The sequence below is a fragment of the Lapillicoccus sp. genome (assembly GCF_039935575.1).
Lineage (GTDB): Bacteria > Actinomycetota > Actinomycetes > Actinomycetales > Dermatophilaceae > Lapillicoccus.
Genome location: NZ_JBDTKA010000142.1, coordinates 1 through 23508 on the forward strand (window position 1 = coordinate 1; position 23508 = coordinate 23508).

General features: G+C 67.7%; 23 protein-coding genes, 1 tRNA gene and 2 pseudogenes. 13 read left to right on the plus strand and 13 right to left on the minus strand.

Features of this window, described 5'->3' with window-relative positions:
* Positions 1-82: 82 nt before the first annotated feature.
* The 3 genes from ABI385_RS16865 to ABI385_RS16875 all read right to left on the minus strand — a co-directional run bounded on the left by ABI385_RS16865 (position 83) and on the right by ABI385_RS16875 (position 5604).
* Positions 83-1570 (minus strand): mannitol dehydrogenase family protein, encoded by a 1488-nt coding sequence (locus ABI385_RS16865; RefSeq protein ID WP_348104922.1) that lies wholly within the window; start codon positions 1568-1570, stop codon positions 83-85.
* Positions 1546-3063, minus strand: a complete 1518-nt coding sequence (locus ABI385_RS16870) for an altronate dehydratase family protein (protein WP_348104923.1) — start codon at positions 3061-3063, stop codon at positions 1546-1548. The genes ABI385_RS16865 and ABI385_RS16870 overlap by 25 nt, the downstream gene beginning before the upstream one ends.
* A 651-nt stretch (positions 3064-3714) precedes the next feature.
* Positions 3715-5604 carry an acyl-CoA dehydrogenase gene (locus tag ABI385_RS16875; protein ID WP_348104924.1) on the minus strand — a complete coding sequence of 630 codons (1890 nt, stop codon included), beginning with the start codon at positions 5602-5604 and terminating at the stop codon, positions 3715-3717.
* A gap of 270 nt (positions 5605-5874) precedes the next feature.
* Between ABI385_RS16875 and ABI385_RS16880 the strand changes: the two genes are divergently transcribed.
* The 4 genes from ABI385_RS16880 (at position 5875) to ABI385_RS16895 (ending at position 9854) form a co-directional block, all read left to right on the plus strand.
* On the plus strand, positions 5875-7068 hold the full coding sequence (locus tag ABI385_RS16880; RefSeq protein WP_348104925.1) for an LCP family protein: 1194 nt from the start codon (positions 5875-5877) through the stop codon (positions 7066-7068).
* Positions 7069-7200: 132 nt separating this feature from the next.
* Positions 7201-7602, plus strand: coding sequence for a hypothetical protein (locus tag ABI385_RS16885; RefSeq protein WP_348104926.1), 402 nt, complete (start codon positions 7201-7203; stop codon positions 7600-7602).
* 46 nt (positions 7603-7648) lie between these two features.
* Complete coding sequence (locus ABI385_RS16890; RefSeq protein WP_348104927.1) at positions 7649-9259, plus strand: MFS transporter; 1611 nt, start codon at positions 7649-7651, stop codon at positions 9257-9259.
* Positions 9219-9854 carry a TetR family transcriptional regulator gene (locus ABI385_RS16895; RefSeq protein WP_348104928.1) on the plus strand — a complete coding sequence of 212 codons (636 nt, stop codon included), beginning with the start codon at positions 9219-9221 and terminating at the stop codon, positions 9852-9854. Before ABI385_RS16890 ends, ABI385_RS16895 begins: the two co-directional genes overlap by 41 nt.
* A gap of 192 nt (positions 9855-10046) precedes the next feature.
* On the opposite strand, the gene ABI385_RS16900 is transcribed toward ABI385_RS16895, so the two are convergent.
* The 7 genes and pseudogenes from ABI385_RS16900 to ABI385_RS18560 all read right to left on the minus strand — a co-directional run bounded on the left by ABI385_RS16900 (position 10047) and on the right by ABI385_RS18560 (position 13784).
* Positions 10047-10484 carry a hypothetical protein gene (locus ABI385_RS16900; RefSeq protein ID WP_348104929.1) on the minus strand — a complete coding sequence of 146 codons (438 nt, stop codon included), beginning with the start codon at positions 10482-10484 and terminating at the stop codon, positions 10047-10049.
* A gap of 270 nt (positions 10485-10754) precedes the next feature.
* Positions 10755-10979 carry a hypothetical protein gene (locus ABI385_RS16905; RefSeq protein WP_348104930.1) on the minus strand — a complete coding sequence of 75 codons (225 nt, stop codon included), beginning with the start codon at positions 10977-10979 and terminating at the stop codon, positions 10755-10757.
* Between the two features lie 134 nt (positions 10980-11113).
* A complete protein-coding gene (locus ABI385_RS16910) occupies positions 11114-11530 on the minus strand; it encodes an NUDIX domain-containing protein (protein WP_348104931.1) in 417 nt (138 codons plus the stop codon).
* A gap of 130 nt (positions 11531-11660) precedes the next feature.
* Positions 11661-12197, minus strand: a complete 537-nt coding sequence (locus tag ABI385_RS16915) for a GNAT family protein (protein ID WP_348104943.1) — start codon at positions 12195-12197, stop codon at positions 11661-11663.
* Positions 12198-12352: 155 nt separating this feature from the next.
* A pseudogene (locus tag ABI385_RS16920) lies at positions 12353-12781 on the minus strand (VOC family protein); the annotation flags it as partial.
* A gap of 119 nt (positions 12782-12900) precedes the next feature.
* The gene (gene arr, locus ABI385_RS16925; protein WP_348104932.1) at positions 12901-13326 is read right to left on the minus strand and encodes an NAD(+)--rifampin ADP-ribosyltransferase; all 426 of its coding nucleotides are present in this window, start codon (positions 13324-13326) and stop codon (positions 12901-12903) included.
* Complete coding sequence (locus tag ABI385_RS18560; RefSeq protein ID WP_407068296.1) at positions 13323-13784, minus strand: FAD-dependent monooxygenase; 462 nt, start codon at positions 13782-13784, stop codon at positions 13323-13325. The genes arr and ABI385_RS18560 overlap by 4 nt, the downstream gene beginning before the upstream one ends.
* Between ABI385_RS18560 and ABI385_RS16930 the strand changes: the two are divergent.
* Positions 13695-13880 (plus strand): annotated as a pseudogene (locus ABI385_RS16930) (tyrosine-type recombinase/integrase); the annotation flags it as partial. The gene ABI385_RS18560 and the pseudogene ABI385_RS16930 overlap by 90 nt on opposite strands.
* Before the next feature lie 24 nt (positions 13881-13904).
* Here the strand turns inward: ABI385_RS16930 and ABI385_RS16935 are convergent.
* Positions 13905-13978: transfer RNA gene (locus ABI385_RS16935), tRNA-Gly, on the minus strand.
* Between the two features lie 111 nt (positions 13979-14089).
* Between ABI385_RS16935 and dcd the strand changes: the two genes are divergently transcribed.
* Genes dcd through ABI385_RS16975 form a run of 8 tightly spaced genes read left to right on the plus strand, consistent with a single transcriptional unit; the run spans position 14090 to position 20751 of the window.
* Positions 14090-14665: a dCTP deaminase gene (dcd, locus tag ABI385_RS16940; protein WP_348104933.1), complete on the plus strand. Its 576-nt coding sequence runs from the start codon at positions 14090-14092 to the stop codon at positions 14663-14665.
* Positions 14666-14723: 58 nt separating this feature from the next.
* A complete protein-coding gene (locus tag ABI385_RS16945) occupies positions 14724-15413 on the plus strand; it encodes an alpha/beta fold hydrolase (RefSeq protein WP_348104934.1) in 690 nt (229 codons plus the stop codon).
* Between the two features lie 52 nt (positions 15414-15465).
* Positions 15466-16581, plus strand: coding sequence for an ABC transporter ATP-binding protein (locus tag ABI385_RS16950; protein ID WP_348104935.1), 1116 nt, complete (start codon positions 15466-15468; stop codon positions 16579-16581).
* Positions 16578-17216 (plus strand): ABC transporter permease, encoded by a 639-nt coding sequence (locus tag ABI385_RS16955; protein ID WP_348104936.1) that lies wholly within the window; start codon positions 16578-16580, stop codon positions 17214-17216. Before ABI385_RS16950 ends, ABI385_RS16955 begins: the two co-directional genes overlap by 4 nt.
* 4 nt (positions 17217-17220) lie before the next feature.
* Positions 17221-18003, plus strand: coding sequence for an ABC transporter permease (locus tag ABI385_RS16960; RefSeq protein WP_348104937.1), 783 nt, complete (start codon positions 17221-17223; stop codon positions 18001-18003).
* Positions 18000-18917, plus strand: a complete 918-nt coding sequence (locus tag ABI385_RS16965; RefSeq protein ID WP_348104938.1) for an ABC transporter substrate-binding protein — start codon at positions 18000-18002, stop codon at positions 18915-18917. Before ABI385_RS16960 ends, ABI385_RS16965 begins: the two co-directional genes overlap by 4 nt.
* Before the next feature lie 46 nt (positions 18918-18963).
* Entirely contained in the window at positions 18964-19683 is a 720-nt protein-coding gene (locus ABI385_RS16970; protein ID WP_348104939.1) for a hypothetical protein, read from the plus strand.
* 6 nt (positions 19684-19689) lie between these two features.
* Positions 19690-20751, plus strand: a complete 1062-nt coding sequence (locus ABI385_RS16975; protein ID WP_348104940.1) for a DNA polymerase IV — start codon at positions 19690-19692, stop codon at positions 20749-20751.
* 29 nt (positions 20752-20780) lie between these two features.
* On the opposite strand, the gene ABI385_RS16980 is transcribed toward ABI385_RS16975, so the two are convergent.
* A complete protein-coding gene (locus ABI385_RS16980; RefSeq protein WP_348104941.1) occupies positions 20781-23075 on the minus strand; it encodes a heterodisulfide reductase-related iron-sulfur binding cluster in 2295 nt (764 codons plus the stop codon).
* 91 nt (positions 23076-23166) lie between these two features.
* Positions 23167-23508, minus strand: a 342-nt coding sequence (locus ABI385_RS16985; RefSeq protein ID WP_348104942.1) for a protoporphyrinogen oxidase, incomplete at its 5' end; no start/stop codon positions are given.

Consider the following 23508-nt stretch of genomic DNA (forward strand, 5'->3'; position numbering starts at 1 on the left):
GCACTGACGACGAGCTGCGTCCGCTCAAGGTCCCGGCGACGGGTGCCTTGTTCGCGAATGACCTGTGTGGTGGAAGGCACCTTCACAAGAGCTCCTTCAGGTGCGTTGCCACGGCCGCGCTGAAAGCCGGGTAGTCGGTCAGCTCGGTGCCGAAGATCTCCGGTATGCCGAGGAGGGCATCGGTGATCGAGCGCGCGTCGCCCGGGGCGTCGCGGACCGCCTTTCTCAGACGTGGCTCGAGGGGGTCGTCGAGCGGGAGTGGCCGGCCCGTGATGTCTCTGCCCCTGACGACATATGCCATCCACGCGGCGATCGCGAGCGCGACCGAGTCCGGAACGGCGCCGGTGGCCAGCCGGTCGCGCGCGGTGCCGAGTAAGCGGACCGGCAGCTTCTGCGACCCGTCCATGGCGACCTGTGTCGTGCGGTGGCCGAGGGCGGGGTTGGCGAAACGGTCCAGGACCTGATCGGCGTACGCGGACACGTCGACGCCTGGGGGGACCTGGAGAGTCGGGGCGACGTCGTCGTCGACGAGTCGTCGTGCGGCGGACCGCAGGGCCGGGTCGGCGACGGTGTCGGCGATTGTCTCGTAGCCGGCGAGTGCACCCAGGTAGGCCAGCATGGAGTGGGTGCCGTTGAGAACCCGCAGCTTCAGCTGCTCATACGGCGCGACATCGTCGACGAGCGTCGCACCGGCGCGTTCCCATGCCGGGCGTCCCGCGGCGAAGCGATCCTCGATGACCCACTGCCCGAACGGTTCGGCGACGACGAGGGCCTCGTCACGGACCCCGAGCAAGGCCGCGGCGTCTGCGCGGTCGCGCTCCGTGGTGGCCGGGACGATGCGGTCGACCATGGAGCAGGGGAAGGTGACGTTGTCAGCGATCCAGGTGGCGGCGTCCTCGCCGTCGCGGCCGGGTAGTGCCCGGCAGAAGTCCTGCAGCAGTCCTTGCAGGACCCGGCCGTTCTCGGTGAGGTTGTCGCACGACAGGAGGGTGAGGGGACCCGCGCCGCAGGTCTGGCGCGCCTGTAGGCCCCGCACCAGCTGCCCGACGATGCTGCGGCTGCCTGCGTGGCCGCGACCCGGGGAGCTGAGGTCGTGCGCCACGGCGGGGTCGTCGAGGTCGAGGGTACCGTCGGCCCGGCGGCGGTAGCCCTTCTCCGTGACTGTCATCGTGACGATGCGGACAGCGGGGTCCGCGAGCAGGCGCAGCAGTCGCTCGCCCTCCTGCGCCGCGAAAAGGACGTCGCTCACCTGGGCGACGACTCGGGCCCTGACCTCGGATCGGCTGCGCTCCAGCACGGCGTAGAGGCCGTCCTGGGGTCGCAGCTGATCGACAACGGTACTGGAACGCTGTGTGACACCACAGATGCCCCAGCCGGGCTCTTGGGCGATGACGGCGGCATCCTCGGTGAAGACTGCTTGGTGAGCTCGGTGGAACGCGCCGATGCCGAGGTGGACGATCCCGACCGACTCGGCGAGGGTGCGGTTCGGGGGAAGCTGGACGTCAAGTCGGGTCGCGGCCGGCAGGTGCGACCAGGACAGCCGGTTCACAGCACCGCCCCGATCTGCCACGGGACCATCTCCTCCCCCCCGAGTCCCAGCTCCTCGCTGAGCGAGCGCCGACCGCCCGCGACGTCGAGGATGAGGTCATATACGCGTCGCCCCATGTCGGCCAGGGGGACTTCTTCCTCGATCACACCGGAGCAGTCCAGGTCGATGTCCCCGGACATGCGGCGGGCCAGCTCTGAGTTCGTCGCCAGCTTGATCGTCGGGACGGGCCGGCTACCGAACACCGAGCCGCGGCCCGTGGTGAAGCAGACGACGTTGGCGCCGCCGGCCACCATCCCCGTCACCGAGACCGGGTCGTAGCCCGGGGTGTCCATGAAGACCAGGCCGGGGCCGGGGGCCGGCTCGGCGTACTCGCAGACTGCGGCGAGCGGGCTGTGGCCGCCCTTGGCGACGGCGCCGAGAGACTTCTCGAGGATCGTGGTGATGCCGCCGGCCTTGTTGCCGGGGGAGGGGTTGCCGTCGAGCGTCGTCCCTTGGCTGCGGGTGTACTCCTCCCACCATGCGATGCGGCGCAGTAGGGCGTCGCCCACGGCGGGGTCACTCGCGCGCGCTGCGAGCATCTGCTCGGCGCCATAGACCTCTGGGGTCTCGCCGAGGATGCTCGTCGCACCGGCGGCGACGAGCAGATCGCTGGCGACCCCCAGGGCCGGGTTGGCCGTCAGGCCTGAGAAGCCGTCAGACCCGCCGCACTGGAGGCCGAGAACGAGGTGCTCTACGCCGACGTCCTGGCGAGCCGTTCCTCGCAGGTCGCCGGCCATCTCGCGGACGAGGGACACGCCATGGTCGATGGCGGCCATCGTGCCGCCGGCGTCCTGGATCGTGTACGGCACGACGGGTATGTCGTCGTGAGGGCCGAGCTCCTCCATGAGCCCGTTGACGGCGTTCACCTCGCAGCCGAGGCCGATAACGACGAGCCCGCCGATGTTGGGGTGCCGGGCGTAGCCCTGCAGGGTCCGTCGCAGGATGTCCCAGCCCGCCCCGCGGTTGGCCATCCCGCAGCCGGTGCCATGGGTGAGGGCGACGACGCCGTCGACGCCCTCGGCGTGCAGGGCGGCGACCTCGTCTTCGGTGCGGCGCGCGACCTGTCTGGCGACGGTCGCCGAGCAGTTGACGGTCGTCAGCACGCCAATGTAGTTTCGCGTCGCAACCTTCCCGCTGCGCCGGACGAAGCCGGGGAAGGTCCGACGCAGGTCGCTCGGGAGCTGCGCGCGGGTCGCTGACGCATCGCCGCTGGCGAGGGTGGCGGCGGCGTCCGGCATACCGAGGTTGTGGGTGTGGACGTGCTCGCCAGCACGGATCGCGCTGGTCGCGACCCCGATGACGTGGCCGTACTTGTGGACCTGGGCGCCGGCGTCGAGGTCGCGAAGGGCGATCTTGTGTCCACGCGCGACGTCGTCGACGGCGACGACCTCCCCGGCGATGCTGCCGCGGGTGACGTCCTCGAGGGCGATCGCCACGTCGTCGGTCTGAGACAGGCGCAGGACAGTGGCGGTCATGACAGATCTGGTCCTTGTCTGGGGGGAGGGTGTGACGACATGCCGCGCTGCGGCGCGTCCGCGGCAGAGCAAGATGGGGCGCTCACTCTTTCGAATCCTCCCAGTGGTGGGTTCTCATTGTCCTGTTTTCTTTCTGGTCGGCGGCCGGCGAGTACGGCGCACCGAGGCGGGGGCGGGGCGGGGGTGGGGGCGGGGGTGCCCCTGATGACGATCCGGGAGGTGAGTGCCGCATGGAAGGCCTGCGAGTCCCGGTCGGCGAGGACATGCAGCAGCAGGTCCACTCTTGCCACGTCGCGGATCTTCACCGCCATGCCGTCCTCCGCGCCTCGTCGTCGAGTATCGGTTTGCCTGAAGTCTGCAATCGATTGCAAACCTTTTGCACCGAAGACCATCCGACGCTGACGGTCGGTAGGGGCCGCTGACGCCGAGGAGAACTCAGGCCCGACCGACTGAACTCTGCACCCCGACCGAGCGCTCCCGTCCGAGCCGCATGTGCGGGACGTGGCTCGTGCGATCCACGAACGGACCCCTGACCTGCCCCTGATGGCGACCAAGGCTGAGGTCCTCAAGCTCGCTGGCGGCGGTGGAGCCCGCGTCGATCGCTGAGGTGCCGCCTGCAGCGGGAGGTGCCGGGACGGTCGAGCCGGCAGCTCAGAAGGCCGACTCCGGAATGTCCATGATCGAGTCGTCGGTGGCCTCGGCGATGGCGCGCTCGGCGGAGAGCTTCGGTAGGACGGTTCGGGCGAAGAACTGCGCCGCAGCCACCTTGCCGGTGTAGAAGTCGCGGTCCTTCGCCGACAGGGCGTCCCCCCGTGACACGAGCGCGGTGTGAGCGACTTCGGCCTGGCGCAGCAGCAGCCAGCCGACAACGAGGTCCCCGGCCGCCAGCAGCAGGCGGGAGGTGTTGAGCCCGACCTTGTAGATGTTGCGGATCTCGCCTCCCATCCGTGGGTCGGACTTGAAGGCCTCGCCGCCGACGTATCCCAGGATCGACTGCACGTCGTCGAGGGCCTGCGCGAGCAGCTCGCGGTCGCGGTCAAGCGTTCCGTCGCCACCGGAGCCAGTGCCGAGGTCCTTGGCGAACTCCTGAATCTGCATGGCCAGGTGGGAGATTGCGACACCTTGGTCCTTCACGATCTTGCGGAAGAAGAAGTCCAGGCCCTGGATCGCCGTCGTGCCCTCATAGAGGGTGTCGATCTTGGCGTCCCGGACGTACTGCTCGATCGGGTAGTCCTGCAGGAACCCTGAACCCCCGAAGGTCTGGAGCGACTCGGTGCCGAGCAGAACCCAGGCGCGTTCGGAGCCGAGTGCCTTGACCACCGGCAGAAGCAGGTCGTTGACGCGGCTGGCTAGGTGTGCGGGTGAGTCGGCTTCGAGCTCCTCGGTGCCACTGCGCAGCTGGGCCTGGTCGACCAGGTCCTGCTGGGTCGCGGTGTAGAGCACGAGAGCGCGCAGGCCCTCGGCGTAGGCCTTCTGCAGCATCAGCGAGCGGCGCACGTCGGGGTGGTGGGTGATGGTGACCCGCGGGGCGGTCTTGTCGGCCTGTTGGGTCAGGTCGGCGCCCTGGACCCGCGACTTGGCGTACTCGAGAGCATTGAGGTAACCCGTCGACAAGGTGGCAATCGACTTGGTGCCGACCATCATCCGCGCGTGCTCGATGACGCGGAACATCTGGGCGATGCCGTCGTGGGTGTCGCCGAGCAGTGTGCCGACGGCCGGCGTGGAGTCACCGAAGGTCACCTCGCAGGTGGTCGAGACCTTCAGCCCCATCTTGTGCTCGAGGTTGGTGACGACGGCCCCGTTGCGCTCGCCGAGCTCACCGGTCTCGAGGTCGACATGGAACTTCGGGACCATGAACAGCGAGAGGCCCTTGGTGCCCGGACCAGCACCCTCCGGACGCGCCAGCACGAAATGGATGATGTTCTCCGAGAGGTCGTGTTCGGCCGAGGTGATGAACCGCTTGACGCCCGTGATGTTCCAGGTGCCGTCGGGGTTCTGGACGGCCTTGGTGCGCCCGGCGCCCACGTCGGAACCGGCATCCGGCTCGGTGAGGACCATCGTCGCGCCCCAGCCGCGGTCCACCATCAGGCGGGCCAGCTTCTTGTCGTCGTCGTTGCCCAGGATGTACAGCAGCTTGGCGAACGAGTAGCTCGAGGCGATCATGCCGACGGCCGGGTTAGCGCCGAGGATCAGCTCGTTGATCGCCCAGCGTAGTGACGGCGGGACGACCGTGCCGTCGAGCTCGGCCGGCACGTCGATCGCCCAGAAGCCCGAGTCGACGTAGGCCTGGTAGGAGCGCTTGAAGGATGCAGGCATCGCCACCTTGTGGGTGGCGGGGTCGTAGACGGGCGGGTTGCGGTCGGAGTCGAGCAGGCTCGCAGCCAGCTCGTTCTCGGCCAGCCTGGCGACCTCGTGCAGCATCTCGCGGGCGGTGTCCTCGTCGACCGCCTCGTAGGCGCCCTGACCGAGGACGTCGCCACGACCGAGCACCTCGAAGAGGTTGAACTCCAGGTCGCGAACGTTGCTCTTGTAGTGGCCCATCGTCGGTCCTTTGCGCTCTGCCGGGTGCGTCGTGACGCCCCGGAACATACGGTTACCCACCGGTAACTCCATCATGCTACCGATCGGTAACCCGCGCAAGGCGGAGAGGAGAACCCGTGGGGTGTCCCGGGCAACATGCAGTCAACGCCCAGACTCGGTCGACACCCTGCTGAGGTGCTACCCCCTTCTCCCCGGCCCCACCATCACGCTCATGATGCCCGCCGGACATCTCACCGAGGCCGCCGCATTGCCGTCGTCTCGGTCGTCGCTGTGCTGGCGCTCGTCGTCGGCTACGTCGGCTACCAGTACGTCAGCCTCACCCACGGCATCGTCACCTCGGACGCACTGCTGCCGTCGGGTGGGGCCTCTGACGCACTGACGGGGACCGCGACCTCGGGTCCGAAGACGAACACCAACATCCTGGTGATGGGCCTCGACAGCAGGGTGGACGAGAACGGCAACCCGCTGCCTCAGGACATCTACGACGCGCTGCACGCGGGCGACGCCAGCGACGGCGGCCTCAACTCCAACGTGCTGATGCTCCTGCACGTCCCAGGGGACGGCAGCCGAGCCACCGAGATCTCGATCCCCCGTGACGACTATGTCTCCCTGACCGGCTGCCCCGACAGCCAGTGCAAGGGCAAGATCAAACAGGCATACGGGCTCGCGTATGCCGCCGCCTCACGTGAGCTCGCCGGCGATGCGTCCCTCAGCACCGTCCGGCGCGAGCAGAAGTCGCGTGACGCGGGGCGGCTCGCGCAGGTCCAGACGGTCGAGGCATTTCTTGGCGGGGTGCACATCGACCACTTCGTCGAGGTGACCATGGTCGCGTTCTACCAGCTCGCCCAGGTGGTGCAACCGATCACCGTATGCGTCAACGAACCGACCAAGGACTCGTACTCGGGTGCGAACTTCGTTGCAGGACAACAACAGATCGACGCCTCTCAGGCGGTGGCGTTCGTCCGCCAGCGCCGCGACCTGTATGACCGCTACAACTTCACCGACCTCGACCGCGAACGACGCCAGCAGGCGTTCATCGTGTCCCTGGCCACCCAGCTCAAGCAGGCCGGCACCCTGGCGAACCCGGTCAAGCTTGGCCAGATCATCGACGTGACGAAGCAGAACACGGCGATCGACTCAGGCCTGAACCTGCTCGACTTCGCGTCGGACGCACAGCAGATGGCCGGCGGCAACGTGACGTTCTACACGCTGCCGATCGCCTCGTTCGGCACGGACTCGTCCGGCGAGGATATCAACGTGGTGGATCTCGCCCAGATCCACGCGGTTGTGGCACACCTGCTGGGCGGCCCGGGCTCGACCTCGAGCGCCACCGCGACAGCGAGCAGGCCCACAACGACGACGCATACCCCGACGTCTGTTCCCCCCGTAGTCCCGGGCACGGGTGCTCCCGCGCCGACTGACCTGACCGCCATCACGGGCGGCGGCATACCGTGCGTGAAATAGGCCGCACCCGCCGGACCCGTCCTATGCTCGGGCCATGCTCATCGTCGGCCTCATCGGGTCGCTGGCCGGTGCGATCCTCGTCACGACGCTCTGGCGGTGGCGCACCCAGCGTGCCGCGCCGAAGGACGCCTGATGATCCGGATCGTGGTGCGTACCGCCATCTTCCTGGCGGCGGCCGCGCTCGGCCTGCTCGCCGCGCATCTGATCCTCGACGACATGACGGTCTCGTTCGGGGGCTTCGTCATCACCGTCGTCGTCTACGCCGTGGTGCAGAGCGTTGTGGCGCCGTTCCTGGCGAAGTTCGCCGCGCGCAACGCCCGGGCCTTCCTGGGCGGGGTCGGCCTCGTGGCGACGTTCGTGGCGCTGGTGGCCGCCAGCCTCGTCGGTGACTCGTTGCAGATCCGCGGCGCGACCACGTGGGTTCTGGCCACGCTCATCGTGTGGCTGGTCACGGCCGTCGCCACACTGCTGCTGCCGTTCGCCCTGGTCAAGGCCGGAGTCCAGTCGGCGCGGGCGAGGCGCCAACCGGGGTGAGTGGTCGGGCTTGACAACCTGAATTGTGATAGTCACTATCATCTGTGTGTCACAGTCAAAACCAAGCGACTCTCACGAGCGACACGACACCCGTCGGTGGTGGGCTCTCGCCGCTACCGCCGTCACGCTGCTCGTCATCGGGCTCGACACCACCATCCTCAATGTGGCTCTGCCTGACATCGCGGTCAGCCTGGACGCCTCTAGCGCTCAGCTCCAGTGGTTCGCGGACAGCTATCTGCTCATGCTCGGTGCGCTGCTGCTCCCGGCCGGCCTGCTCGGGGACCGATACGGGCGGAAGCGCTTCACGTTGCTCGGCCTCGGGATCTTCGGTATCGGTTCGGCCTGGTGCGCGTTCGCGACCAGCGCCCTCAGCCTGGTCGCCGCCCGTATCCTGCTCGGGGCCGGCGCGGCCATCCTCATCCCGCTGGCCATGTCCTCGGTCGTCGTCCTGTTCGAACCGCAGGAGCGCACCAAGGCGATTGCGATGCTCAGTGTCTCGACGATGATCGGACTGCCGCTCGGGCCGATTCTCGCGGGTGTGCTGCTCCAGCACTACTGGTGGGGATCGGTCTTCTTCGTCAACCTGCCGGTGGTCGCATTCGCGCTAGGAGCCGTCGCGGCGTTCCTTCCGGAGTCGACCGGCGCCCGGGGTCGCCGCTTGGACCCGGTCGGCATCGGCCTGTCCTCGGCAGGTCTGCTGGCCGCGACATACGGCGTCATCGAAGGACCGGAACGTGGTTGGCGCGACCCGGTAGTCCTGGCTGGACTGGTCGGCGGGCTTGCCCTGCTCGCCGGCTTCGTCCGGTCACAGCGCGGTGACCGCGGGTACGAACCGGTGGTGGACCTCGCTCTGTGGCGTGAGCCGGCGTTCCGGTGGGGTGCTTTCACGGCGGCCGTCGCGAGTCTGGCGTTCTTCGGCGCGATGTTCGTGGTGCCTCAGTACCTGCGCGGGGTTCTCGGCGTGGATGCGTTGGGGACAGGCCTGCGATCAGTCCCGATGGTCGTGGGACTCTTCGTGGGTCTGCGGTTGACAATGGTGGCGCTGCGGAGGTTCGGGGCGAAGGCTCTCGGTGTAGCCGGGTTCGTCGTGGGCGCCCTCGGGTTCGTGCTCGGAACCCGCGTGATGGTGGGAAGCTCCTACGCGGTGACCGGGGTGTGGACCTTTGTGGTCGGAGCCGGCGTGGGTGGGGCGTTGTTCTGCGGCCAGAACGCCGCTCTCGGAGCGTTGCCCCGCGAGCGCGCCGCCACAGGGTCGGCCCTCGTGCAGGTCCTACGCCAGGTCGGCAGCGTCGCGGGCATCGCGGTCTTGGGCGCGCTGCTCAACGGCATCTACCGGGCGAGCCTGCCGACCGCCGGGGTCCCCCCGGAGCTCGCCGCGGCCTTGGGTCAGAACGTCTCCACTGGGGTGGCGGCGGCCACGCATACCGGGTCGTTGTCGCTCGTGGCCGCCGTGCAGGCCGCCTTCGTCAGCGGCTTGTCCGCGACCATGTGGGTAAGTGCCGCTGTCTGCCTGTTCGGGGCGTTGCTGGTCTGGAGCAGGCTCCCGGACGGCCGCGATATGGGGTCGCCCGAGGTGGCGGCCGGACCTCTGCTCGAGAAGACGGCAGAATCGCCACATGCCGCAGATTCCTCCGCGGGCCAAAGCGGCCGTCACTGACCTGCCGGTGCTGGGTCTGCGGGAGCGAAAGAAGGCCAAGACCAAGGCCGCCATCCAGGACCACGCTTTGCGGCTGTTCAAGGAGCAGGGCTACGCCCAGACAACCGTCGAGGAAATCGCTGCGGCGGCCGAAGTCTCGCCGAGCACGTTCTTCCGCTACTTCGCCACCAAGGACGAGACGGTGCTCACCGACCTCGTCGACACCGAGACGTTCCAGATGATGATCGACGCTCCGGAGGAGCTCAGCCCGATTCAGGCGCTGCAGTACGCCGTCCGACGCACGTTCCAGGAGATGCCCGACGATCGGCTCCAGCTGGAGCTCACCCGGAACGTCCTGATTCAGTCGGTTCCCGAGCTGCGCAAAGGCATGATGGCCGAGATCACCCGGCCGATCGAGCTGTTGACAGAGGCGGTCGCGGTCCGGTCGGGACGGGCCGTCGACGATCCGGACGTGCGGCTCTACGCCGGAGCGGCAGTCGGGGCCTTGATGACGGTCGCGACGCAACGTTTCGAGGACGACCCGCGAGCCGCCATAACGGACCTGCAGGAGCTGATCGGGCGGTTGGACCGGGTCATCCACCTCCCCGAGGACTGATGTCAGGCGGTGTCTTCGACGATCCCGCCAGCGCCACGCGAGTCGGCTCGAGTTCCTGTTCGGAGCGGTGTACCCGCCGCGAGGGGTGTAGCCCTCCGAACCGACGACCTGTCCTGCTCGCGGGAGGTGGCCAGACGGTCACCGATGGACACACGTTGGTTGCACGGATTGCGGTACGAGCGAACGTGTCGCTCAGACCCGCCGCTCGTTGTAGAAAGTTGGTGGACTGCCCTGCCGAAACTCGACGCCTACGAATCCCGTTGCCTCGGGCGTCCCCGGAGCGAGGAAGCGAATCGCCGTGCCATCAGGATCGAACACGTCAAGTCCCGGGCCGTCTGTGCCGCGGTCAAAGATGTCACTCACCCGACCACCGAGGCTCGTCGCTCGTGCCTTGACCGCCTCCAACTCGACGCGATCCTTAACACTCAGTGAGAGGAGATCGAAGCCCTGAAGAGCCGGCTGTCCAGGCACTCGCGTGCGCAAACGAAGACCCAGCACCCACCCCTCGGGGTGGGCAAGCACGACACCAGCGACTTCGCCCTCCTCGACGAACTCCGGTGAACGACGTTCATGGCGAGGAGAATAGCCACCCGCGAATCGCGAGTTGTGTCCCGCACGCGCGAGAACCAACCTCGCTCCTCACGTCTGTTCATCGGCACGATCGCGCGGAGAGCGGCCGATCCGGGCGAGCGTGGCCGCCCGCAACGCGGCAAAACTCGGACGAGCGGACCGCTCTTGTCTCCCATACTCGAGTTGGTCGCCGGTACGGTCACGCATGAGTCTCCTGGACGTTCATGGCAGTGGCGATCGTGCTGGTGCTGACCCCGAGTGCCGACTTCGCGGTGATCGCGAGTAACACACGAGCGGCCTGCGGAATCCCGTGATCGGTGGCAACCCGGTTCAAAGCGCGAGCCGGCTGGTGTTGGTGCTGCCGTCGCGGTAGGTCACTTCGACGTCGACTCCATGGCTTGAAGCGTTGATGAGTTCGTCGCCGGGGAACCAGAGGGCGAAGTGTCCGCTGGATACTGTCGCGTCCACGTTCCCGTGGGTGCGGCTGTGATACACGACCTCGATCACGTCTGAACCGGCTGTGCTGGCGGCGAGGGAGATATCACCCGCGCTCATGGTCCCAGTGTCAAAGTCCGTGGCGATGAGATCGCCGGGGCCGGGAGGGAGGTACCCGGTGCGTGTCCCGATCGAGCCGATCCCTCAGCGGCATAGATGTGCGGACGTTCCCGTCGACCCCTCGCCAGGATGGATCAGTCCTGGGGGCGGCTGAGCATGTCCTGCAGCATCTGCCGGTGCTCAGGGTGCGCCCAGGGCAGCCCACCCAGCTCGCCGGCGCCTAACCACGCGATGCGGTCGTGTTCATTCCTGAGCAGGTTGCTCGGCTGACCCCTCCACGTCCTGATCCGCCAGGTGCTCAAGTGCAGCTCCGCGCTGGGCCCACCGGCGGTGAGGTGCACGCGGGAGGTGGGCGCGTCGTCGCAGCCGAGGACGTCGATGCCGAGCTCCTCGCGCAACTCCCGTCGAAGAGCCTCGGCCTCCAGCTCGCCCGGCTCAACGTGCCCTCCCGGCAGAGCCCAAGTGCTCGGGTAGGCGCAACGCTCCGCGCTGCGGAGAGTGAGGAGCACCCGACCTCCCGCGATGAGGATTCCAGCGACCACGGTGTGCACCAGAGAAGCCAAGCAGGCGACCCCGACATCACCTACCGGTGGCAGGCCCGACCACGCGCGCAACGCGGCATGATCGGGCTCAGCGTCGCCGCCCTCAACGCGGCAAGAGCCTAGGTAATGAAGGACAGCCTCAGGTGTTCTGAGTCTGCTCCGAGCGCAGGATTCCCATCAGGACAATGTCCTCGTAGGTCCCTCGGACCCAGGCATGTTGACGCTGCCGCCCCTCGACGACGAACCCTGCCTTTTCGTACGCCCGAACAGCGCCTGTGTTGGATGCGATCGCCTGGAGGTGGATTCGGCGGAGGTTGCGGCGTACGAACCCGAACCGGACGAGTTGGGCGATGGCTGCCGTCCCTACGCCGCAACCCCGGGCGTCGGGTACCAAGCTGATTCCGGCCTCGGCGTGGCGAGCGAACGGGTCGAAGTTGAATAGAGACGCGGCGCCGACGGCAGTGCCGTTGACGTCAACCACGAAGGTCACGGTGGCCTCGGGTGCTTCGCTCTCGGCGCCGCGTGCGAGCCGCGCATCGAATGTTTCCCGGGTAAGAGGCGCTGGAGCCCCGGGGCCTCGCTCTTCCCAGGTGTCCAGATCCGCGGCCATACTGAACAAGACATCAAGGTCGGCGGCGGTGCGCGCTCGAAGCGATGTGCTGGGCAATTCCGGCATGGCTAGCACCGTAACGTGGGCCTCTGCGAACGGCACTCGCTAAAGGCGCACTCCGGTCGATGACTCGATCACCCCGGGGCTTGCTTGCACGCTCATCAACACGACCGGTCAGCGGCATGTGGGGACGTTCCCGTCGACGGTCACCGCCGTGGGCGTTAACCGATCCGCTCAGCCAGGGACACGATGATGCCCTCCGGACCGCGCACGTAGGCCATGCGCCACATGTGCTCGTACTGCCCGACGCCTCCGACCAGGGCGTAGCCGTCCGTAGCCAGCCGGTCGACGGCTGCGTCGAGGTCGTCGACCTCGAAGGCCACGTTGCGCAGCCCCAACTCGGTGGCCATGGCCACTGTCGATCCGGGCTGGTGGTCAGGCCGTATGAAGCTGGACAGCTCCAGCCGAGTGCCTCCGTCGGGCGGGCGCAGCATGACGATCTCGGTGCGGGAGTTGGGAATGCCGATGACGGTGTCCAGGAACTCGCCCTCCACGAACATGCGGGTGCCCTCAACAATGAGACCCAGCCCGACGAAGAACGCGGTCACCGCGTCGAGGTCCGCGACAGTGATCCCAACATGATCGAAGCGTCATATGTGCGACACAGATGCATCCTCCTGTCCTCGAAGCTGGTCCCGGCCGGGCCCTGGGCATGTGCACGGGGCTTGCAGAATCGTCGCCGACGGCCGATCCCCACCGGGTGAAGCGGTCAGTCGTAGATGACCGCGAGGCCACGGCGCTTCAGGTCGGCCAGCCCGTCCCGCATGGATTGCAACCGCTCGGGCGAATGGCCGACCCAGTCCAAGAGTTCACCGACAATCCTCACCGGTTCCTGAGTGCGATAGGACCGAGTCGGGTTGCCGGGGAACTTCTTATCTGTGACGTTCGGATCGTCTTCGAGGGTGCCGGCCGGCTCCACGATGTAGATCCGACCACGCCCCGCGCCCACCGCGAGCTCGGCCCCCCAGGTTGCGGCGTCCAGGGTGGCCGTCACGTAGACGTGGTTCGCCGTCCGCCCCTCCTCGAAATTTGACTCGTGTCCGGGCACCAAGTGATCGCCCGCCGCGAGGTCCACTTTTGTGCCATGCAACAGGATTCCTGACTGGTAGACATCAAAGGGTTTGAGCTCGCTCATGCGCGTCCCCAACAGAGTCGAACCCAGGATCTCGCAACTATGCCTCGTTGGTCGAAGGCCTCCGGGGGTCGCGACTGAAGTACTCCTGCGCGGGCGGCTGCTGGTTTAGGCGTCGAATGCCGCTCCACCACTGCGACATCGACCCTAGCCAGCGCTAACTTCCCGCCCAGCATCAGACCCATTGGATCGCTGCCGACACCGCCTGCTTCGTGCATCTCAACCTCCCTGCTCGGGGCCCCTGTGGGGGCCACCGTCGAGCAGTCTGAAGCCTGAGCGGGGGCTTGCCGCAAGACCCCACGTGCGCTATATCTTGGAAGTGGCGAGGGGCCGGTCCTTTCTTGCCCTGGCTCGGGCCGTAACGACGTGCAGTGCATCACCTGTTTGAGCGGCATCCACCTCGTCCACCGGTCCGTGCCGCCGGTCTCCCCGCGGGCTTTCGTTTCCATGATCTGCGGCATACGGGGAACCACCTCGTCGCGCAGTCGGGCGCGTCGACACGCGAGCTGATGGACCGCATGGGGCATTCGACGATGCGTGAAACAGTGATCTATCAGCATGCAACCGAGGCTTCTCGGGGGTGGAGCGGGCGACGAGAATCGAACTCGCGTGTCCAGCTTGGGAAGCTGGCGCTCTACCATTGAGCTACGCCCGCGCGGCCACCGAGAGCCCCGACGAGGGCGGCTCCGGCAACGCGACAGGCAGCATACCGAATCGGCGAGGTCGGTCCGGACCGGCGCCTGGCGCACGCGTTACCCTTCCCAGCGTGCTGCTCTCCGACAGGGACATCCGCGCCGAGATCGACGGCGGACGGGTCGTGCTCGACCCGTGGGACCCGGAGATGCTTCAGCCGTCTAGCGTCGACGTGCGGTTGGACAAGTACTTCCGGCTGTTCGACAACCACAAGTACCCCTATATCGACCCGGCCGAGGATCAGCCCGACCTGACCCGACTGGTCGAGGTCGCCTCGCGCGAGCCGTTCATCCTGCACCCGGGGGAGTTCGTGCTCGGCTCCATCCTCGAGACGATCACGCTGCCCGACGACGTCGCGGCGCGAGTCGAAGGCAAGTCCAGCCTGGGACGGCTCGGGCTGCTCACCCATGCGACGGCCGGGTTCGTCGACCCGGGGTTCTCGGGTCACGTCACGCTCGAGCTGTCCAACGTCGCAACCCTGCCCATCAAGCTCTGGCCGGGGATGAAGGTCGGGCAGCTCTGTTTCTTCCGCCTCTCCAGCGCGGTCGAGAACGCCTACGGGAGTGCCAAGTATGGCTCGCACTACCAGGGCCAGCGGGGCCCGACTGCGAGTCGGTCGTTCAAGAACTTCGTTCGCTCGGACGTCTGACGCGGGGCTGACGGCTGACATCCAGCAGACTCCCAGGAACCAGAGCCAGAGTATCCCGGTGGGCTGGGACCTTCGCTGGACGCACCGGCCCGGCGCCCCCACGACGGTAGTGCTGCTCCTGCACGGTGGGCAGGCGGACAGCGAACAGGCGACGAAGTGGTCGAACCTGGCGGTCCTGCGGATGCGCCCGTTCGCGCGAGCGGCGCGTCTCGCCGGTCGGGACCAGTTCGCGGTCGCGATGATCCGCTACACCGTCCGGGGCTGGAACGGCGCCAAGGCCAGCCCGGTGGTCGACACCCGGGCCGCGCTCGAGGACATCGCAGCGGCATACCCGGGCCTGCCGATCGTGCTCGTCGGGCACTCGATGGGCGGGCGGGTGGCGCTCGCCGTCGCCGATGACGCACGGGTGAGCGACGTCATCGGCCTCGCGCCGTGGGTGGTGCTGCCCGAGATGCGTTCGCACGCAGGGCTTCGGACATTCTTCGTGCACGGGATCCCGGACCGCGTCACCTCCGCGCGAGCCAGTCGCGAGGCGGTGGAGTCGCTCCAGGCACAGGACAGGACCGCCTCGTTCGTGGGTATGAAGGGAGAGAACCACGCGATGCTGCGTCGGTCGGGGACCTGGGACCAGCTGTTGCGCGGGTACCTGCGAGAAGCCGTCGGGGCTAGCCCGGAAGGTCGGCCTCCGACCGAGCTCGAGCAGCTGGGGGCGAGCGCCGCGGCCGGTGGGGTCGCCACCGTTATCTGACAGACGCCTCCGCTACCGCGCCGATGTCGGTCCGCTCGCCTAGGTTTGTCGCATGATTCGCTTCGACGGGGTCTCGAAGCAGTACCCCGACGGCACCACGGCCGTGGACGACCTCTCTTTGGAGGCACCCACCGGCCAGATCACGGTGCTCGTCGGACCCTCGGGCTGCGGCAAGACCACGACCTTGCGCATGGTCAACCGGATGATCGAACCGACCTCTGGCGCCATCAGCCTCGACGACCAGGACACCGGTTCGATGGACCCTGCGCAGCTGCGGCGGGGGATGGGCTATGTCATTCAGGCGGCGGGGTTGTTCCCGCACCGCACGGTCATCGACAACATCGGCACCGTGCCGCGGCTGCTCGGTTGGGACCGGCCTCGCACCCAGACTCGGTCCATGGAGCTGCTCGAACGCGTCGGCTTGGATAGCAGCTACGCCCACCGCTACCCCAGCCAGCTCTCTGGGGGTCAGCAGCAGCGCGTGGGCGTGGCTCGGGCGTTGGCCGCTGACCCGCCCGTCATGCTCATGGACGAACCGTTCTCCGCCGTTGACCCCGTCGTACGCGAGCAGCTGCAGGACCTGATCCTCGAGCTGCAGGCGGATCTGGGCAAGACCGTGCTGTTCGTCACGCACGACATCGACGAGGCGATCAAGCTCGGCGACCAGGTCGCGGTCCTGCGTGTTGGTGGACACCTGGCTCAGGTGGCCGATCCCGCATACCTGCTCTCGCATCCGTTCGACGACTTCGTGGCCGACTTCGTCGGCCGAGACCGCGGCTATCGCGCCCTGGGCTTCGTGGCGGCTCCTGACCTCCCTGTCTACAAGGAGATCACCGTCGACCTGGGCTCGAGCGCCGAGCACGCCAAGGCGGCCACCACCGATGCCTGGCTCCTCGTTGTCGACTCGGAAAGGCACCCGCTTGGTTGGGTCGAACCAGCTCGGCTCACCTCGGCGATCGAGCGCGGCTCCCTGGCGCGGGGAGGCACTGTGGCGCGCTCCAACGGTCCTTTGCGCAACCTGCTGGATGCGGCGCTGTCCTCTCCTTCGCGACGGGGGGTCGTGGTCGACGCCTCAGGGGCCCTGCGCGGGACCGTGCGCGGCCACGAGGTGCTCACGGCAATCGAGCAGAGCGAGCGACCGCCCGAGATCGACGAGGTCGTCGCGTGACCTGGGTCTCGGACCACATCGGGCAGATCCTCTCATATGCCTGGCAGCACGCACTGCTCTCGGGTGTGCCGCTGCTCGTGGGTCTGGTCATCGCGCTCCCACTGGGGTGGACTGCCCGGCGCTACACACGTCTCTACGGCGTGATCATCGCGGTGAGCGGGCTGCTCTACACGATCCCCAGCCTGGCGCTGTTCATCCTGATGCCGCTGGTCCTCGGCACCCGCATCCTCGACGCCGCCAACGTCTACGTCGCGATGACGATCTACACGGTGGCCCTGCTCGTACGCACGGTCGCCGACGGTCTCGGTGCCGTGCCGGACGCGACGAGGCAGGCCGCGACCGCGATGGGGTTCAAGGGTTTACGCCGCTTCGTCCGCGTGGAGCTGCCGCTGGCCGTGCCAGTCATCGCCGCAGGGATGCGCGTGGCTGCGGTCAGCAACGTCAGCATTGTCAGCGTCGCGTCGCTGGTCGGGTTCCCACAGCTGGGGTTCTTCCTCACCGAGGGTTACCAGCGAAACTTCCCGCTCGAGGTCTTCGTCGGCATTGTCGGATGCCTGTTGCTCGCGCTGCTCTTCGACGTGGCGATCCGGGCCGGCAGCTGGGCCGCCACCCCGTGGCAGCGCGTGAGGACGTGACGACGTGCTGACCTCTATCTGGAAGTGGTTACTCGACCCCGCGCACTGGAGCGGACCGAACGGGATACCCACCCGCACCGTGGAGCATCTGGGCTACTCGCTCGTCAGCCTGCTGTTGGCCATCATCATCGCCGTGCCCCTCGGAATTGTCGTGGGGCACAGCGGACGGGCCAAGTGGACCGTCACCCTCGCCAACTCAGTCAGAGCGGTCCCGTCACTCGGTCTGCTGTTCGCACTTTCCATGTACTTCGGACCGCGGATTGGCAGCAACCTCGCGTTCGTCATCCCCAGTGTCATCGTGCTCATCCTGCTCTCCGCCCCACCCATCCTGTCGGGCACCTATGCCGGTCTGACCGAGGTCGACCCGGCGGCCCGGGACGCGGCCCGGGGGATGGGGATGACGGGGACCGAGATCCTGCGCAAGGTGGAGCTGCCCTGCGCGCTCCCGCTGCTGCTGTCCGGAGTTCGCAGCGCCTCGTTGCAGGTGATCGCGACCGCGACCATCGCGGCGTCGATCAGCCTCGGAGGACTCGGTCGCTTCCTCATCGACGGGCTGGCCCGCAACGACTACGCCCAGATGGCCGGGGGCGCGATCCTCGTCTCGCTGCTCGCCCTGCTCGTCGACGGCCTGTTGGCCCTGCTGCAGCGCGCCGTCGTCTCACCCGGCCTGACCGGGAAGTTCCGCGACAACCGTCCGGTTGTCACTACCACCGCGGGTCGCGACAACGCTGGAGCGTCGCAGAACCCGCAAGACCGTGCCGACGACCAGAGAGAAGCCCTCGTATGAAACGCGCGATCCTGCTCACCGCCGCCATATCGGCCACCCTCGCTCTCTCCGCCTGCGGAGCGAGCTCCGACCCCACCAGCACAGCAGGCGGCGGGTCGACCGCCTCGAGTGGTTCCGGTGCCGTCGTCGTCGGATCCGCCAACTACGAGGAGTCCGTCGTTCTCGCGGCGGTCTACGCCCAGGCGCTCAAGGACAAGGGCGTTACCGTCACCATGAAGAACAACATCGGAGCTCGCGATGTCTACATCAAGGCTCTCCAGGACGGTTCGATCGACGTCATCCCCGAGTTCACCGGCGCCCTGTTGTCGAAACTCGCGGGCAGCAACCCGAACAAGGACGCCGACTCCACCTACAGCGCCCTGCAGAAGGCGCTTCCAGCCGACCTCACCGTCCTGGAGAAGTCCGCGGCCACCAGCAAGGACACGGTGACCATCACCAAGGCCAACGCCGACAAGTGGGGAGCCAAGGCGATCGGCGACCTGGTCGCCCACCAGAGCGAGATTACGTTCGGCGGCTTCTCGGAGTTCGCCACGAAGGAACCGGGTCTGACGACCCTGAAGAACGACTACAACTTCGTGCCCAAAGGCTTTCAGCCGTTCTCCTCGTCCACCGCCTTGGCGGCTGCCCTGAAGAACGGGCAGGTGCAAGCCGCCGATATCTTCACCTCCAGCTCAGACCAGGATCCTGCGACGTTCGTCGTGCTCGATGACCCCAAGGGATCGTTCGGCTCCCAGAACGTCGTGCCCCTGCTGAACAAGAGCAAGGTGACCCCCACCGTCACAGCCGCCCTCAATGCGGTGTCGGCCAAGCTCACCACCGACGCGCTCGTGTCGATGACGAAGGCCTACACCGTGGATCACAAGGACCCGTCGGCGGTGGCCACCGACTTCCTCAAGAGCGTGGGTCTCAGCTGAAGCTGGCTGGCGACCGTGGACGTGCAGTTATGCCTAAACTGCGCGGGTGACCGAGGTGACGTCTCTGCGCGCACGGCCGTGGGTGTGGTTGGGCGTGACCGGAATGGTGAGCGCTGGACGGCGCCGCAGCTCGCTGGCTGCGGCCATCGTCGGCGTTCTGCTGACGGCTGGTGCGTGCAGCTCGCAGCCGCCCCCACCGCCGCGCGTGACTTCGGACAGCGACACCGTCATCACCTCGGGCACGAGCGCGGCGACGCCGAGCACGACCAGCGGTCGGCCGACGACCACGGCCCCCACCGCGACGGCGACCGGCGCGGTTTCACCTCTGTCGGTCAAGACCGGATATCGCCCCGCGAACCTGTCGGCCGACCAGTCGGCCGTCGTGAAGGCTTATGACGCGTACTGGGTCTTCCGGGCGCAGAGCCTGGGCACCAACACCGTCGACCTCTCCAACGCCGCCACGGTGGCTTCCCCCCAAGGCTTCAGTCAGATCAGCAACTATGCTGCGCAACAGAAGGCAAGGGGCCAGCACGCGGCCGGTGAAATCACGACCAACGTCACCGCGGTCGTGCTGGCGGGATCCACGGCCACGTTGACCGACTGCAGCCTGAACAACTCCTACGACGTCAAGACGGACACCGGGGTTCAGCTCACGAAGCCCACAGGCCTGATGAAGGTGACTATTATCCTCGTGCGGCAGCCGTCGGGATGGGTGGTCGCCAACATCAACCCGAGCACGAGCACCTGCACGGTGCCGACCGCCTGACCGCCCATGCCCTCGAGCTGGGTCCTGCACGTTGATATGGACCAGTTCGTGGCGGCCGTCGAGGTGCTTCGCGACCCTTCTCTGGCGGGCCTCCCGGTGGTCGTCGGAGGAAGGGGTGACCCGACCCAACGCGGCGTGGTCTCGACCGCGTCCTACGAGGCCCGCGCCTTCGGCGTCGGCTCCGGTATGCCGCTGCGAACGGCCGCGCGCAAGCTCCCCGACGATGCGGTGTTCCTCCCCGTTGACGGCCCGCTTTACATCGAGGCGTCAGAGCAGGTGATGACGGTCTTGCGGTCCTTCGGCGCCACAGACGGGGCCGTCGTCGAGGTGCTCGGGTGGGACGAGGCGTTCGTCGGCGTGGACGGCGACGACCCCGAGGCGCTGGCGCGCGCGATCCAGGCGGCCGTCCTCGAACGAACCCGGCTACACTGCTCCATCGGGATCGGCCAGACCAAGGTGATGGCCAAGACGGCGACCTCGTTCGGCAAGCCGCAGGGCGTCTTCACGATCACCGCCGAAACCTGGTTCGAGATCATGGGGTCACGCCCGACCGACGCCCTCTGGGGAGTCGGTCGCAAGACCAGCGCCAAGCTGGACGCACTCGGCTTCCGGACCGTGTCGCAGCTCGCGACGGCCCCGACCGAAACCTTGGTCGCGCGGCTCGGTCCGACGATGGGGCCCTGGTACCGCCGGATCGCCCGCGGTGGGGACCTCTCACCGGTGACCTCGACGCCGCGGGTCGCGCGCGGACACGGCCGCGAGACGACGTTCCAGGAGAACCTGTGCGACTGGGAGCAGGTCGAGCAGGAGGTGCGTGCGCTGGCATACCGGGTTCTGGAGGATGTCGTCGCCGAGGGCCGACCGGCCGTTCGCGTCGGGCTCAAGGTCCGGTATGCGCCGTTCGAGTCGCACACGGCGTCCACGCCTCTGCCGGAGCCGACCTTCGCCGAGTTGGAGATCGCCGACGCGGCGGCTGCACTGCTGGCCCGGTTCGATGCGACGCGCGCGGTGCGGTTGCTCGGGGTGCGTCTGGAGATGAGCCCACCCGAGGGTGGCTACCCACGTTAGAGCCCAGACTCACGCGGGGGGTGGCAACGTCAGACGGGTTCGGGAGCGGTGGCTGGCTCGTCTCCTCGGCGGACCGCTGCGAGCAGCATCTGGGCGACGTCGACGACCTCGACCTCGGCCCGCGCGGAACCGTCGGCCTGGGCACTGGCCAGGCCATCGGAGAGCATGACCTTGCAGAACGGGCAGCCGATCGCGATCCGGTCGGCGCCGGTGGCGAGGGCCTCGGCGGTCCGGTTGGTGTTGATCCGCGTGCCGAGCTTCTCCTCCATCCACATCCGCGCTCCGCCGGCGCCGCAGCAGAACGACTTCTCGCCCGAGCGCGGCATCTCTGTCAAGGTCACCCCCGGTAGAGCGCCGAGCAGCTCGCGCGGTGGCGCATACACACCGTTGTGCCGCCCGAGGTAGCAGGGATCGTGGTAGGTCACCTTCTCGGCGGTAGAAGCGGCCCCCGCCGAGGACGCATCGCCGGGCCGCGAGACGGGAACGAGCCGCTTCTCGCGGACCAGCCGGTTGAGCAGCTGCGTGTGGTGGACGACCTCGTAACGGCCGCCGAGCTGCGGGTACTCGTTCTTCAACGTGTTGAAGCAGTGCGCGCAGGTCACGACGATGGCGGTCGCGCCGGCCTCGTTGAGCGTCTCGACGTTCTGCTGAGCCAGCATCTGGAAGAGGAACTCGTTGCCCGCTCGTCGGGCCGGGTCGCCGGTGCACGACTCGCCGTCCCCGAGCACCGCGAAGGTCACCCCGGCGGTGTTCAGCAGCTCGGCCACCGCTCGCGTCGTCCGCTTCGCCCGGTCCTCCAGCGCACCGGCACAGCCCACCCAGAACAGGTAGTCCACCTCGGTGAGCGACTCGACACCCGAGCTGCCCGAACCGCCCACGACCGGCACGTCGAACGGCAGGTCCTTGGCCCAGTCCAGGCGCATCCGCGGCGCCATGCCCCACGGGTTGGCGTTCTTCTCGAGGTTCTTGAACAACCCGTTCAGCTCACTGGGAAACGCCGACTCGATCAGCACCTGGTAGCGGCGCATGTCGATGATCTCGTCCACATGCTCGATGTCGACCGGACACTGCTCGACGCACGCCCCGCAGGTCGTGCAGGACCACAGCACGTCCTGGTCTATCACCGCATCGGGACCATGCGGGTTGTAGGCCGACAGTGGCGAGTCGGACGCATACCCCGTCGCGCCGACCAGCGAACCCACCGCAGCCGCCTGCTTTACCAGGTCGGGCAGCGAGTCACGCGCGTCCTCGGTGGCGAGCAACCACGGCGCCTTGGCGTAGGCGTGGTCGCGCAGCGTCATCACCAACATCTTGGGCGACAGCGGCTTGTCGGTGTTCCACGCGGGGCACTGCGACTGGCAGCGGCCGCATTCGGTGCAGGTGGTGAAGTCGAGCAGACCCTTCCAGGTGAAGTCCTCGACCTTGCCCACCCCGAGCGCCGCGTCCTCGTCGAGGTCCTCGATCTGCTCGAAGTCGATCGGTTGGCCACCGACTGATATCGGTTGCAGCGCTCCCAGAGCCGTGCGGCCGTCGGCGTTGCGCTTGAACCAGATGTTGAAGAACGCCAGGAACCGGTGCCACGCCACCCCCATCGTCGGGGTCACCGAGATCGTGATCATCCAGGCAAAGGAGATGAGGATCTTGACGGCTGCGACGACCACGATCGTGGCTTCGAGAGTGCCCACGTCCAGGCCGGAGAAGAACGACCCGATCCACGCCGTTAGCGGGAAGTGGAGGACGCTCGCCAGACTGCTGTTCTCACCGCCCGCCTGCCGAGCCAGCGCGTACTCCAGCCCGCGCAGCATCCCGATGCAGAGCGTGACGCCGAGGATGGTCAGCTCGACGTAGTAGGCCTGCCAGAAGGTCGAGCCGTAGAACCGTGACCGCCGGCCACCCTCTCCGTCCGATCGGCGCGGGCGCTTCTGCTGGCGGATCACCATGAGCACGACGATGCCGACGAACCCGCCCACCGCGAAGAGGTCAGCCACCCACTCGTAGGGGGGCCAGTGCCCGATCAGCGGCAGCGCGAACTCCGGGTCGACCAGCTGACCGAACGCCGTCACCAGGGTGAAGAACAGCACCCCGAACGCGACCATCGTGAACCAGTGCGCGACGGCGACCACCGGCAACCGCGACATGCGGGTATGCCCGAGGAACTCGCGCACCAGTGTCATCGTCCGCACGGCCGGCGCATCGGTGCGCATCGCCGGCTGGCCCAGCCGGAAGGTTGCCGTGAACCGGGCGATCGCCTGCACGAACACCGCGACCGCGGTCAACGTCACGGCCGCACAGACGACGACCGACACGATCTGGAGCACGCTCATGATGTCGCAGTCTACTGGCGGGTAAGCGTGCGCTCAGGGGACTGTGACGCCTGACGCGCTCAGGCAGGTCAGCCAGGTCAGCCAGGTCAGGTTAGGGCAGGCGGTCGCCGGCCGGGCCGTACCCGGTGGTGTCGGCGTGCAGATGACCGTCGGTGCCGCGGTGCAGCGTCTCGGGGAGCCGCTCGGTGTGTTGTTGGCCGCGGATCTGTTGGCCCATCGCTTTCACGGCGTCGCCGAGCTTGTCCGCGACGAAGGGTGCGGCCTGCGTCTTGACCCGCTCGGTTGCCTCGCCGACGCGGTCCTGGACCGGGTCGGAGGCCCACAGCCGGGACGCCTGGCCCTTGATCTGCTCGTAACGTTGCCGTCCGGCGCGCGCCCCCAGCACATATCCCACAGCGACGCCTGCGACGAACGTGAGCTTTCCCATGCCGAG